Raw genomic sequence first — 12007 nt, 5'->3', positions numbered from 1 at the left:
GGAGCAATCATGACCCGTCTGAATGAACTTCGCGACAATCCCGGCGCCAACAAGGTCCGTATCCGCGTTGGCCGCGGCATCGGATCCGGTAAGGGCAAGACCGGTGGTCGTGGCGGCAAGGGCCAGACTGCGCGCTCGGGCGTGGCGATCAACGGCTTCGAAGGCGGCCAGATGCCCCTTCACATGCGTATGCCAAAGCGCGGCTTCAACGCGCTGAACCCGGGCGACTGGAACGAGGTCCGTATCGACCGCCTCCAGGCCTATATCGATGCCGGCAAGCTCGACCCCAAGGCAGTGATCGACGCCGCCGCGCTGATCGCGGCCCGCGTGATCCGTCGTCCCAAGGACGGCGTTCGCCTGATCGGTTCGGCTGGCTTCACGGCCAAGAAGGTGACGTTCAACGTCAACTACGCAACGGCCGGCGCCACTGCTGCTATTGAAGCGGCCGGTGGCAAGATCGATATCATCCCGGCAAAGGCGCCGTGGAAGAAGACCCCATACGCCGGTTAAGCATCGGCATGGCGCACCCGGCCGAGTGGTCGGGTGCGCTTTTTTTGGTTTGTTGCGTGAGGGCGCAGATGCATCTGCTCCCGAAGCGCTCCGAGCGCACCTGGCCTTGAAGCCATAGGAGCGATATATGGCGTCCGCAGCCGAACAGCTGGCACGTAATCTCAATTTCTCGACCTTTTCCAAGGCGAAGGCTCTGCAGCAGCGCATCTGGTTCACACTGGGGGCGCTGCTCGTCTATCGTCTGGGTACATTCATTCCGGTGCCGGGCATCGACCCTGACGCCTTCGCGCAGACTTTCCAACAGTCGCAGCAGGGCATCCTGGGCATGTTCAACATGTTCGCCGGCGGCGCTGTCGAGCGCATGGCGATCTTTGCCCTCAACCTGATCCCCTACATCACCGCCTCGATCGTGGTGCAGGTCATCTCGACCGCATCGCCGCGCCTAGAGGCGATGAAGAAGGAGGGTGGCGAGGCTGGCCGTCGCAAGATGAACCAGTATACCCGCTACCTCGCCGTCGTGTTCTGCGCCGTGCAGGCCTATGGCATCGCCGTAGGCCTCGAGGCCAGCCAGGGCGTCGTGCTCAATCCGGGCTGGTTCTTCCGCGTCTCGACCGTGATCACCCTGGTCGGCGGCACCATGTTCCTGATGTGGCTGGGTGAGCAGATCACCTCGCGCGGCGTCGGCAACGGCATTTCGCTGATCATCTTTGCCGGTATCGTGGCCAACCTGCCGACGACCTTCGTGCAGACGCTCGAGCTGGCTCGCACCGGCGCCATCCCTGCCATTGCCGGGTTTGCAATGCCCGTGCTTGCCCTGGTGGTCATCGCTGCCATCGTGTTCTTCGAGCGCGCCCAGCGCCGGCTGCTGATCCAGTATCCAAAGCGCCAGGTCGGCAACAAGATGTTCCAGGGCGACAGCTCGCATCTGCCGCTGAAGCTCAATACGTCGGGCGTTATCCCGGTGATCTTCGGTTCGTCGCTGCTGCTGCTGCCGGCAACCATTGCGTCCTTCGCGGCGCAGGGTAATGCCCCGCAATGGCTGCAGGTGGTGACGGCGCTGCTGGGTCGTGGCCAGCCGCTCTATCTGGCGCTGTTTGCCTTCTTCATCATCTTCTTCGCCTTCTTCTACACGGCCATCGTGTTCAATCCGGTCGAGACGGCCGATAACCTGAAGCGCTCCGGCGGCTTCATTCCGGGCATCCGCCCGGGTGAGCGCACGGCCCAGCATATCGACTATGTGCTGACCCGCATCACGGTGATCGGTGCGCTCTATCTGACCGTGGTGGCGCTGATCCCCGAAGTGCTGTTCAGCCAGCTTGCCATCAGCCAGTTCATCGGTGGCACCTCGCTGCTGATCATGGTGACGGTGACGCTGGACACGGTGTCGCAGATACAATCGCACCTGATCGCGCAACAGTATGAGGGGCTGGTGAAGAAGTCCCGTCTTGGAGGAGGCAAGCGTCGATGAGGTTGATACTGCTCGGACCGCCGGGAGCGGGGAAGGGGACGCAGGCCAAGATCTTGGTCGAGACCTACGGCATCCCCCAGCTCTCGACTGGCGATATCCTGCGCTCGGCCATCCAGAACCGTACGCCGCTCGGGCTTGCGGCCAAGGAAGTGATGGATCGTGGCGACCTGGTGTCGAACGATATCGTCAATGGCATCGTGTCCGATCGGCTGGATGCTGAAGACTGCAAGGCCGGCTTCATCCTCGATGGCTTTCCGCGCACGATCGGCCAGGCCGAAGCGCTGGACGGAATGCTTGCCGACAAGGGCATGGAACTCGACGCGGTCATCGAGATGACGGCCGATGCCGATGTGCTGGTGTCCCGCGTGATCAACCGCGCCAAGGAGAGCAACCGCCCGGATGACAATCCGGAGGTGATCCGCAAGCGCCTCGATGTCTACAAGAACGATACCGCGCCGTTGGTGGAGTATTACCGCGAGCGCGGCCTGGTGAAGACCGTGGACGGCATGGAGCCGGTCGATCAGGTGACGGCAGCGATCAAGGCTGCCATCACCAACTAAAATTCGGGCTTGACTTCGAGGTTGACTCCTCGGAATCGAGCCCTTAAGAACCGCGTCAGTCTCATGGATTATTGGGCTGGATTCGGTTTTCCACATAGTGGGGGTCGAATTCGGTCCCTTGTTGTTATAAGGGCGCCAACCGTGATGGTTCGCGCTGAATGAAGGAGAGCAGACGTGGCTCGTATTGCTGGCGTCAATATCCCGACGAATAAGCGCGTTATCATTGCGCTGCAGTATATCCACGGGATCGGCGACAAGTTCGCCGAGGATATCTGCGCCAAGGTTGGCATTCCGGCTGAGCGCCGCGTGAACGAGCTCACCGATGCCGAAGTGATCCAGATCCGTGAGACCATCGACCGCGACTACGTCGTGGAGGGTGACCTCCGTCGCGGCGTGGCGATGAACATCAAGCGCCTGATGGACCTGGGTAACTATCGTGGCCTGCGTCACCGTCGTGGCCTGCCGGTCCGCGGTCAGCGCACCCACACCAATGCCCGCACCCGCAAGGGTCCGGCCAAGCCGATCGCCGGCAAGAAGAAGTAAGAACCCGATCCGGGTTCTTCGATGTAGCTGCCGGGGCACTTTCGCTAACGGCAGCGCTGATATCGATCAGAGGAATTAGATGGCTAAGACTGAAACCACGCGCGTCAAGCGCAAGGAACGCAAGAACATTACCTCGGGCGTTGCCCACGTGAATGCTTCGTTCAACAATACCATGATCACCATCGCCGACATGCAGGGCAACACGATTTCGTGGTCCTCCTCGGGTGTCATGGGCTTCAAGGGTTCGCGCAAGTCGACCCCCTATGCGGCTCAGGTCGCTGCTGAAGATGCCGCCAAGAAGGCGCAGGAACACGGCATGAAGACCCTTGAGGTCGAAGTTCGTGGCCCCGGTTCGGGCCGTGAATCGGCGCTTCGCGCCCTGCAGGCCGCTGGCTTCAACGTCACCTCGATCCGTGACGTCACCTCGATCCCGCACAATGGCTGCCGCCCGCGCAAGCGGCGCCGCGTCTAATTTAGACCGACTAGAGAGCTCCCGGCCGATTGAATGGGCCGGGAGTCTTATTGCGTTTGCGGCGGAGCGGCTCGGGCTGGGGCCGCGATTTTGAAAGGACATAACCGTGACGATCCAGAGGAACTGGCAAGAACTGATCAAGCCGACCAAGCTGGAGATTGTTTCGGGCAGCGACAACGCGCGCGTGGCCTCGGTGGTTGCCGAGCCGCTTGAGCGCGGTTACGGGCTTACCCTTGGTAACGCCCTTCGTCGCGTGCTGCTGTCGTCGCTCCAGGGCGCGGCAGTGACTGCAATCCAGATTGACGGCATCCTGCACGAATTCTCGTCGCTTCCGGGCGTGCGGGAAGACATTACCGACCTCGTCCTCAACGTGAAGGAAATTGCGTTGAAGATGGGCGGCGAGGGCCCGAAGCGCCTTGCCCTGTCCCGTCAGGGCCCGGGTGCGGTCACCGCTGGCGACATCAAGGTCACCGGCGATATCGAAGTGCTGAACCCCGAGCTGGTCATCTGCCACCTCGATGACGGCGCCGAGATCAACATCGAGTTCACCGTCGACACCGGCAAGGGCTATGTCGCGGCTGACAAGAACCGTCCTGAAGACGCGCCGATCGGCTTTATTCCGGTCGACTCGCTGTTCTCGCCGGTTCGTCGCGTCAGCTACAAGGTCGATGCGACCCGTGCGGGCGAAAGCCTCGACAAGGACAAACTGACCTTGCAGGTCGAGACCAACGGTGCGCTGTCGCCGGAAGATGCCGTGGCTTTTGCCGCGCGCATTCTCCAGGACCAACTGTCGGTGTTCGTGAACTTCGAAGAGCCCAGCAAGGAAAAGGCACAGGATGCCGTTCCGGAACTGGCCTTCAACCCGGCCCTGCTCAAGAAGGTCGACGAGCTCGAACTTTCGGTTCGCTCGGCCAACTGCTTGAAGAACGACAACATCGTCTATATCGGCGACCTGATCCAGAAGACGGAAGCCGAGATGCTGCGGACGCCGAATTTCGGCCGCAAGTCGCTCAACGAAATCAAGGAAGTCCTGGCACAGATGGGGCTTCATCTCGGGATGGACGTGGCCAACTGGCCGCCCGAGAATATCGATGACCTCGCCAAGCGCTACGAAGATCACTACTGATCCCGCGCTGCCAAGCTTTTAGGAGACTACCATGCGCCACGGTAATTCCGGCCGCAAGCTCAACCGAACCGCCAGCCACCGCAAGGCTATGTTCGCCAACATGTCCGCCGCGCTGATCAAGCACGAGCAGATCGTCACCACCCTGCCCAAGGCGAAGGACCTGCGTCCGATCGTCGAGAAGCTGATCACGCTGGGCAAGCGCGGCGACCTGCATGCTCGCCGCCAGGCGATCGCCCAGATCCGTGACGAGGGCCAGGTTGCCAAGCTCTTTGCCGTGCTTGGCCCGCGCTACAAGGAACGCCAGGGCGGTTACATCCGTATCCTCAAGGCTGGCTTCCGCTATGGCGACAACGCGCCGATGGCCGTGATCGAGTTCGTCGACCGCGACGTCAATGCCAAGGGCCAGGACAGCGGCCCGGTGCAGGTGCGCGACGACGAGGAATTCGAAGCCGCGTAAGCGCACTTCACCAGACAGAAAAGGGGCGGTCGCGACATCAGCGGCCGCCCTTTTTGTTTGCCCGCATCTTCCGCCATTGGCCCGTCGGCCTCTGACGGTCCACACCATGTGGACTTTTGCCGACCGGTGCGGTTCATTCCGTGCCATCTTGGTTTGGGGTTAGCGACCATGCAGTCGGGTCTGGTTCTGGTTACCGGTGCCAATGGTTTTGTCGGCAAATGGACTGTCATCGAGCTGCTGCGCGCAGGGTTTGACGTCCGCGGCACTGTGCGATCCGAGGGCAGGGCGGAGGCGGTTCGGGTGGCCGTTGCCGGGCAACTCGGCGACGCGGCGCTGCAGCGCCTGAGCTTCGTGCGCGTCGACCTGATGCAGGATCGGGGTTGGCCCGAGGCCATGCAGGGCGTGGAAGCCGTGGCCCATGTGGCGGCGCAGATACTTGCCAAGGAGCCGAAGGACGCGCAGCGGGTCATCGGGCCGGCGCTGGAAGGCACCGAGCGCGTGTTGCGTCACGCCATTGCGGCGGGGGTAAAGCGCATCGTCATGACCTCATCGATTGCCACGGTCGGCTATGGTCATGGCCATGACAGGGGGCGACGCACCTACACCGAGGAGCATTTCACCAATCTGGACGCCATGCGCTTCAGTTGGGCCTATTGCATCGGCAAAACGCTGGCCGAGCAGGCCGCCTGGGCCTATGCCCGCGCTGAGGGGCTGGAACTGACCACCGTCCATCCCGGTGCCATCCTGGGGCCGGCGCTGGACGGAGACGCCAGCATCTCGCTGGGCATGGTCACCGGGCTGCTCGACGGAACCACCCCGGCGATGCCGAGCAACGGCTTTTCCATCATCGACGTGCGGGACGTGGCTGCGATGCATGTTGCGGCTTTGCAGCAGCCGTCCTCCATCGGCCAGAGGTACCTGGCCACGTCGGACTATGTGCCGTTCCCTGAGGTCGCGCAGGTCCTCCGGGAGGGTTATCCCGACCGGCAAATCACGCAGAAGGTCGTGCCGGACTGGATCATCAAGCTTCTGGCCCGCTTCGGCGGCCCGACGCGGCAGATCATCAACGACATCGGCAATGAGAAGCACTTCTCGCGCGAGAAGGGCGAGACGCTGCTCGGGCGGCCGTTTGTCTCGGGGAAGGACGCCATCCTGGCTTCGGCTGAGAGTGTGATCCGGCTGGGGCTGCTCAAGCCTTAAGGGCGCGTAGGGCGCTTCTTGACCTCATCCCGAGGTCGTCGAAGGAAGGTTGTGGCGCCCAAGCCTCCACTCTCCTGACCTCGTGGTTCGACTGCTCACTATGAGGTCCCGGGGGCTTCAGCGCCCCGTCAACCCCCAGTGCTGATACAGGGCCTTGACTTCACCCATCGAGCCACAAAAGACCAGGGGAAGCGCGGTGCGCTCCACCATCTGCCGGTACCGAGCGCCGTGGTGTCGCGAGGCAAAGGTTACCCAATGGATCATCGACCACTTCAGGCTGTCCTTGTTGCCCGCGAGGGCCCCGGGCCGGTAGCGCTGGAACAGGGTGCGATTGAAGTAGCGACCCAATCGCACCCAGTGATTGTCGTCCAGCACGATGGCGCCGGTGGCGCGCGCCAGCCGCTCGTCGACCAGCTCGCTATAGTTGCCGTCCATGACCCAGGCTTCGCCGGCTATTGCCGCACGTTGCAGCGCGTGAAACTCGTCCTTGGGGCGCGGTACCCAGTCGGTATTGGGCGTGTGATGCAACTGGTCGAGGTGAACCGCCGGGATATCCAGGTTTTGGGACAGCGCTTCGGCCAGCGTCGATTTGCCGGCATTGGATGGCCCGAAGATAACGATGCGAGGGCCGAGATCGGCCAAGGGGAGGACAGGGTGCATTTCAGTTCCGATATGGATTGAGGATCGGGGTGGAAAAGCTGTTGGTGCAGAGACGAAAATCCCCGCCGAAGCGGGGATTTGAGGCGTTTGGCGCTGGCCGGCTTACTCCGGCTGCTGGTCCTTGCCGGTATAGACTTCCTCGACCCAGAACTGGTCGCGGCGGTCAAAGCCGTTGAACGGGGTCAGGGAGGCCTGGGTATAGGCGCCCATCAGGCCGAATTCGATCCAGTCGTCCTCGTCGATGTCGGAGGGCAGGGTGAAGACCTGGGGCAGCACGTCATAACTGTCGCAGGTGGGGCCCCAGATGGTGAATTCGGAGAATTCCTGGTCGTTGTCATGCACGCGGGCGCCGCGCCACACCCGCACCGGCGGGGTGAAGTGCATGAACTTGACTTCCATCAGGCTGCCATAGGCACCGTCATTGACATAGACCGACTGGCCGCCGCGCTGGTGCTTTACGCGAAGAAGAAGTGACGTCGATGACGTGACAAGTGCGCGACCCGGCTCGATGATCAGCTCGGGCTTGCGCTTCTCGCCGAAATGGTCGGAAACGGCCGTGGCAATGGTCTCGAAATAATAGTCCATCGGCGGGGCTTCGCTGGTCGGGTAAGGGGCCGGATAGCCACCACCGATGTTGAGGCGCTTGAGCTCGATGTTGCTCTCTTCGACGATGCGGGCGGCGGCGGCGATGTGACGCTCATAGGCATAGGCGTCTTCGCACTGGCTGCCGACATGGAAGCAGAGGCTGGGCGTGTAGCCCATCTGGTCGACCATCGTGACGATTTCGGCTGCGCCCTGTTCCATGACGCCGAACTTGATGCCGAAGTCATAGGATTTAAGGGCCTTGCCGGCCTTGAAGCGGGTGGTGACTTCCACGTCGCGGCTGGGTGACACGACGGCGGCCAGCTGGTCGAGCTGCTGGGGGTGGTCGATGGTGAAGCTGCGGACGCCGAATTCCTCGTAGGCCCGGGCAATCTCGCGCTTGTTCTTGATGGGGTTGTTATAGTGCATCACCGCGCCGGGGGCGTAGTCGCGCACCAGTTCCATCTCGGTATTGGAGGCCACGTCGAAGGCCTTGAGACCCTCGCGATGCAGCTGCGCAATGATGTGCGGGGAGGGATTGCACTTCACCGCATAGGTCAGCAGCCCGTCAAAGCCCTTCCGGAACACCTTCGTAGCCTTGTGAAGCTCACGTTCGGAGAACAGGAAAGCCGGGAAATCCGGCGCTTCCGCCGCGATCAGGGCGGAGGTGTTCGAATAGACGTGGTTCGGCTCGGTGGTCATTGACGACTGGCCTTTCGGGGCTGGGGATGCGGGAACGGCAACGCGTTTCCGGGAAAAGTGGCTCCCGGTTTTCCGTTGGAAACGCGCCAAAGTGAGCGCTGCATATAGGGCTACGTGACCCCCGGCGCAAACGTTTATTTGGACGCAAAATGCGACGGTCGGATGACGCGGTTTTCCCTAGGGTTTGCCGGGCGTTATGAGGCTAATCCAGCACGACCTTTGGGAGTTCCATCACCGCCAGCGACTCGATTGAACTTGTCCGCCAGTTGCCCAGGTCGGCGATGAAGGCGGACGCCTCGTCGTCATAGCCGCGGCGACTGATGGCGAACAACACAAGGCCGTCGCCATAGGGTACGTAGCGATAGGCGTTCCACTCGACGATGACGGTGCCAGTGCTGGAATCGCTGAGCAGGAAATCGAGGATGAGTTCGCCTGTCGCCTCATTGGCGATCATGTCGAAATTGACCACCGGATCGCTGGCCTTGCGCTGCTCCAGCCCGGCGATCATGTCGGCAGCGGCGCTTTCCGGCGTAGCGCCCGCGACCAGTACGTCGATCATGAACATCTGGCTGTAGCTTTCCAGCGCCTCACCAGAGGGGAGGTATTCCTGCTTGTAGTAGGCTTCGTTCGGGTGGCTGGTCCAGGCCAGCTCGAATGCGGTTTCCTCGAACATGATCGGCCCGGGAATGCCCAGGGCCTCCTCCTGGGCCGTCACCGGCAGGACCAGAACCATTGCGGCAACCATGGTGACGGCAAGGCGAAGCAGCGGCATGTCGATTTCCTCCGGTTGGCTTGACTTAATCGTACATTGGCACCGCTGGCAAACGACATCGGCGCTGCCATTTTCGCGCCAGAATCCCGGCGTCTGCCTCTGCCGAACTGGTGTGGAGACGATCGATGATGTTGCGCCCGCTGCTGCTTGCCGGCGTTGCCATGGCCACATTCGCCGTTGGCGGCACTCTTGCCCTGATGCCCTGGCATACGCCCACCCTGGCGCAGAGTGAGCTGCGATTGCCTGCCGAACAGTCGCGGCAGGTTCCCGAGAGCGAAGCCCAGGTCAAGCTCAGCTTCGCCCCGGTGGTCCGCTCGGTGGCCCCCTCGGTAGTCAATGTCTACGCCACCCGCATCGAGCAACAGGCGCTGTCGCCGTTTGCCAATGATCCGTTCTTCTCCCGGTTCTTTGGCGAAGGCCAGTTCCAGAGCCGGCCGCGGGAATCGCGATCGCTCGGCTCCGGCGTCATCGTCGACCAAAGCGGGGTGATCCTCACCAACCGCCACGTCATCGAGGGTGCGACGGATGTGCGGATCGCGCTGTCGGACGGGCGGGAATTCGCGGTCGATATCGTCATCGAGGACGCGCAGACCGATCTGGCGGTGCTGCGCGTGCGTCAGCCGGGCGATGCGAGCTTTCCCGCCATTGCCTTTGCCGATTCCGATGCACTGCAGGTGGGCGACCTGGTGCTGGCCATCGGCAATCCATTCGGCGTGGGGCAGACGGTAACATCAGGCATTGTTTCGGCGCTGGCGCGCACCGGGGTGGAGAGCTCGGATTATGAGTTCTTCATCCAGACCGATGCGGCGATCAATCCGGGCAATTCGGGCGGCGCCTTGGTCGATCTCGACGGGCGGCTGGTCGGCATCAACACCGCCATCTATTCCCAGAGTGGCGGCTCGGTCGGCATCGGCTTTGCCATTCCGGCCAATATGGCGCGTCTGGTGGCCGAGGCGGGGGTCAGCGGCGGCGAGATTGTGCGGCCATGGTTCGGCGCCAAGCTGCAGGCGGTCACATCAGACATTGCGGCGAGCCTGGGCATGGCGGCGCCGCATGGGGCGCTGATCGCCGAAGTGGCGCCGGATGGGCCGGCAGCGCGTGCCGGCTTTGCGGCAGGCGATGTCATTCTCAGCGTCGACGGCGTGGCGGTCGATGATCCCAGCGCTTTCAACTTCCGGCTGGCGACCAAGCCCATCGGGCAGTCGACCATGCTGGAGCGCCTGCGCGGCGGCGGCACCGAGACCGTTCCCTTCACGGTCGAGCCCGCGCCGTCGCCGACCGACGACATGCTGGCCAGCATCACCGGCAATTCCCGCTTCGCCGGCACCAGCGTGCGGGAGCTGGATGCGGCCCTGGCCGAGGCCAAGGGGCTGCCCTATGACGCGCGTGGCGTGATCGTCACCGCAGTCCAGCCGGGGTCCCCCGCCGAGCAGATGGGCCTGCGCGTCGATGACATCATTTTGGCGCTCAACGACATCCCGATGGAGACCGCCCGGGCCTTTGCCGGCACCGCCGGCCAGCGCGTGCGCACCTGGCAGATCATCCTGCAGCGCGAGGGCCGCGTGACGCGCAGCATTGTCAGCGGATAGGGGCGCGAGGGCGTGGCACGGCCTTCGGCAATCGGCTAGAAGAGCCTCATGTCCGATCTCTTCGCTGCCGATCCTTCCGAAACCGACCGCGCCCGGCCGCTGGCCGATCAATTGCGACCGCGCTCGCTCGACGAGGTCATCGGCCAGAGCCACCTGTTGGGACCTGACGGCACGCTGCGCCGCATGATTGCCAGCGGGCGGCTGGGCTCGCTGATCCTGTGGGGGCCGCCGGGCACGGGCAAGACCACGGTGGCGCGGCTGCTGGCCGATCAGATCGGTTACACGTTCGAGCAGATATCGGCGGTCTTTTCGGGCGTCGCCGACCTCAAGAAGGTGTTCGAGAAAGCCCGCTTCCAGCGTCTTTCCGGCCATCGGACGCTGCTGTTCGTCGACGAGATCCACCGCTTCAACCGCGCGCAGCAGGATGGCTTCCTGCCCGTCATGGAAGACGGGACGGTCGTGTTGGTTGGCGCGACCACCGAAAATCCATCCTTCGAGCTCAACGCAGCTCTGCTGTCGCGCAGCCAGGTGCTGCGCTTTGAGTCGCTGGACCTCGACGATCTCGAAAAGCTGGTGCAGCGCGCCGAGGCGCTGACCGGCGCGGCCCTGCCGCTCGATGCGGAGGCTCGCCAGACGCTGCTCACCCTGGCCGATGGCGACGGCCGCGCCTTGCTGGGCCTGGTAGAGGAAGTGCTGGCCTCGGCCAAGGCGGGCGAGACACTCGATGCGGCGGGTCTGCTTACCGTGGTGCAGCGTCGCGCGCCGATCTACGACAAGGCGCAGGACGGGCACTACAACCTGATTTCGGCGCTGCATAAGACTATCAGGGGCTCCGATCCCGATGCTGCGCTCTACTATTTCGCCCGCATGCTGGTGGCCGGTGAAGATCCGCTCTTTCTGGCGCGGCGGCTGATCCGCATGGCGTCGGAAGATATCGGGGAGGCCGACCCGCAGGCGCTGCCCATGGCCATCGCCGCGCGCGATGCCTATCAGATGCTGGGTTCGCCCGAGGGCGAACTAGCGCTGGCGCAAGTGGTGGTCCACCTGGCCCTCGCACCCAAGTCCAACGCAGTCTACACCGCTTTCAAGGCCGCCATGAGCGTCGCCAGGGAAACTGGGTCGCCCATGCCGCCCAAGGTCATTCTCAACGCGCCCACCAAGCTCATGAAGGGCTCGGGCTACGGCGACGGCTACATCTACGACCACGACACGCCGGAAGCCTTCTCAGGGCAGGAGTATTTTCCTGAGAAGATCGGCCGGCAGAAGTTCTACGAGCCGGTGGAGCGTGGCTTCGAACGCGACCTCAAGAAGCGGTTGGACTATTTCGAGCGCCTGCGTGCGGCAAAGGCCGAAAAGGACGAGTAGT

13 protein-coding genes are annotated in these 12007 nt (G+C 63.1%); 10 read left to right on the top strand and 3 right to left on the bottom strand.

All coding sequences use genetic code 11. The annotated features are described in order from the left end of the window. The first annotated feature begins 9 nt into the window (after positions 1 to 9). From rplO to IH615_RS17160, 8 genes are all read left to right on the top strand, one after another. Positions 10 to 510 carry a 50S ribosomal protein L15 gene (gene rplO, locus IH615_RS17195; RefSeq protein ID WP_291363753.1) on the top strand — a complete coding sequence of 167 codons (501 nt, stop codon included), beginning with the start codon at positions 10 to 12 and terminating at the stop codon, positions 508 to 510. 127 nt (positions 511 to 637) lie between these two features. After that, entirely contained in the window at positions 638 to 1978 is a 1341-nt protein-coding gene (gene secY / locus IH615_RS17190) for a preprotein translocase subunit SecY (protein WP_291363751.1), read from the top strand. After that, positions 1975 to 2538 carry an adenylate kinase gene (locus IH615_RS17185; RefSeq protein WP_291363749.1) on the top strand — a complete coding sequence of 188 codons (564 nt, stop codon included), beginning with the start codon at positions 1975 to 1977 and terminating at the stop codon, positions 2536 to 2538. Before secY ends, IH615_RS17185 begins: the two co-directional genes overlap by 4 nt. 174 nt (positions 2539 to 2712) lie before the next feature. Continuing rightward, the gene (gene rpsM / locus IH615_RS17180) at positions 2713 to 3081 is read left to right on the top strand and encodes a 30S ribosomal protein S13 (RefSeq protein ID WP_291363748.1); all 369 of its coding nucleotides are present in this window, start codon (positions 2713 to 2715) and stop codon (positions 3079 to 3081) included. Between the two features lie 79 nt (positions 3082 to 3160). Beyond that, entirely contained in the window at positions 3161 to 3553 is a 393-nt protein-coding gene (gene rpsK, locus IH615_RS17175) for a 30S ribosomal protein S11 (RefSeq protein ID WP_035102656.1), read from the top strand. 100 nt (positions 3554 to 3653) lie between these two features. Next, a complete protein-coding gene (locus IH615_RS17170; RefSeq protein WP_233280930.1) occupies positions 3654 to 4679 on the top strand; it encodes a DNA-directed RNA polymerase subunit alpha in 1026 nt (341 codons plus the stop codon). A gap of 31 nt (positions 4680 to 4710) precedes the next feature. Next, the gene (gene rplQ, locus IH615_RS17165; protein ID WP_291363743.1) at positions 4711 to 5136 is read left to right on the top strand and encodes a 50S ribosomal protein L17; all 426 of its coding nucleotides are present in this window, start codon (positions 4711 to 4713) and stop codon (positions 5134 to 5136) included. Between the two features lie 168 nt (positions 5137 to 5304). Further along, complete coding sequence (locus IH615_RS17160; RefSeq protein WP_291363741.1) at positions 5305 to 6336, top strand: NAD-dependent epimerase/dehydratase family protein; 1032 nt, start codon at positions 5305 to 5307, stop codon at positions 6334 to 6336. 117 nt (positions 6337 to 6453) lie between these two features. Here IH615_RS17160 and IH615_RS17155 read toward each other — a convergent pair whose 3' ends face one another. The 3 genes from IH615_RS17155 to IH615_RS17145 form a co-directional block, all read right to left on the bottom strand. Next, on the bottom strand, positions 6454 to 6996 hold the full coding sequence (locus IH615_RS17155) for an AAA family ATPase (protein WP_291363739.1): 543 nt from the start codon (positions 6994 to 6996) through the stop codon (positions 6454 to 6456). A gap of 102 nt (positions 6997 to 7098) precedes the next feature. After that, positions 7099 to 8280, bottom strand: a complete 1182-nt coding sequence (locus IH615_RS17150) for a hypothetical protein (protein ID WP_291363737.1) — start codon at positions 8278 to 8280, stop codon at positions 7099 to 7101. Between the two features lie 202 nt (positions 8281 to 8482). After that, positions 8483 to 9052 (bottom strand): hypothetical protein, encoded by a 570-nt coding sequence (locus IH615_RS17145; RefSeq protein WP_291363735.1) that lies wholly within the window; start codon positions 9050 to 9052, stop codon positions 8483 to 8485. 125 nt (positions 9053 to 9177) lie between these two features. Here IH615_RS17145 and IH615_RS17140 point away from each other — a divergent pair, with 125 nt between their 5' ends. Further along, positions 9178 to 10641: a DegQ family serine endoprotease gene (locus IH615_RS17140; protein ID WP_291363733.1), complete on the top strand. Its 1464-nt coding sequence runs from the start codon at positions 9178 to 9180 to the stop codon at positions 10639 to 10641. 48 nt (positions 10642 to 10689) lie between these two features. Then, positions 10690 to 12006, top strand: a complete 1317-nt coding sequence (locus tag IH615_RS17135; RefSeq protein WP_291363730.1) for a replication-associated recombination protein A — start codon at positions 10690 to 10692, stop codon at positions 12004 to 12006. The last annotated feature ends 1 nt before the right edge of the window (position 12007 follow it).

The sequence above is a fragment of the Devosia sp. genome, assembly GCF_014860165.1.
Classification (GTDB): Bacteria; Pseudomonadota; Alphaproteobacteria; order Rhizobiales; family Devosiaceae; genus Devosia.
This window is presented reverse-complemented; position numbering and strand designations above follow the sequence as displayed.

What these genes read in the sequence shown, in the direction of transcription:
- rplO (WP_291363753.1), top strand. Translation starts at nt 10, where the DNA reads ATGACCCGTCTGAATGAACTTCGCGACAATCCCGGCGCCAACAAGGTC.
- secY (WP_291363751.1), top strand. Translation starts at nt 638, where the DNA reads ATGGCGTCCGCAGCCGAACAGCTGGCACGTAATCTCAATTTCTCGACC.
- IH615_RS17185 (WP_291363749.1), top strand. Translation starts at nt 1,975, where the DNA reads ATGAGGTTGATACTGCTCGGACCGCCGGGAGCGGGGAAGGGGACGCAG.
- rpsK (WP_035102656.1), top strand. Translation starts at nt 3,161, where the DNA reads ATGGCTAAGACTGAAACCACGCGCGTCAAGCGCAAGGAACGCAAGAAC.
- rplQ (WP_291363743.1), top strand. Translation starts at nt 4,711, where the DNA reads ATGCGCCACGGTAATTCCGGCCGCAAGCTCAACCGAACCGCCAGCCAC.
- IH615_RS17160 (WP_291363741.1), top strand. Translation starts at nt 5,305, where the DNA reads ATGCAGTCGGGTCTGGTTCTGGTTACCGGTGCCAATGGTTTTGTCGGC.
- IH615_RS17155 (WP_291363739.1), bottom strand. Translation starts at nt 6,996, where the DNA reads ATGCACCCTGTCCTCCCCTTGGCCGATCTCGGCCCTCGCATCGTTATC.
- IH615_RS17150 (WP_291363737.1), bottom strand. Translation starts at nt 8,280, where the DNA reads ATGACCACCGAGCCGAACCACGTCTATTCGAACACCTCCGCCCTGATC.
- IH615_RS17145 (WP_291363735.1), bottom strand. Translation starts at nt 9,052, where the DNA reads ATGCCGCTGCTTCGCCTTGCCGTCACCATGGTTGCCGCAATGGTTCTG.
- IH615_RS17140 (WP_291363733.1), top strand. Translation starts at nt 9,178, where the DNA reads ATGATGTTGCGCCCGCTGCTGCTTGCCGGCGTTGCCATGGCCACATTC.
- IH615_RS17135 (WP_291363730.1), top strand. Translation starts at nt 10,690, where the DNA reads ATGTCCGATCTCTTCGCTGCCGATCCTTCCGAAACCGACCGCGCCCGG.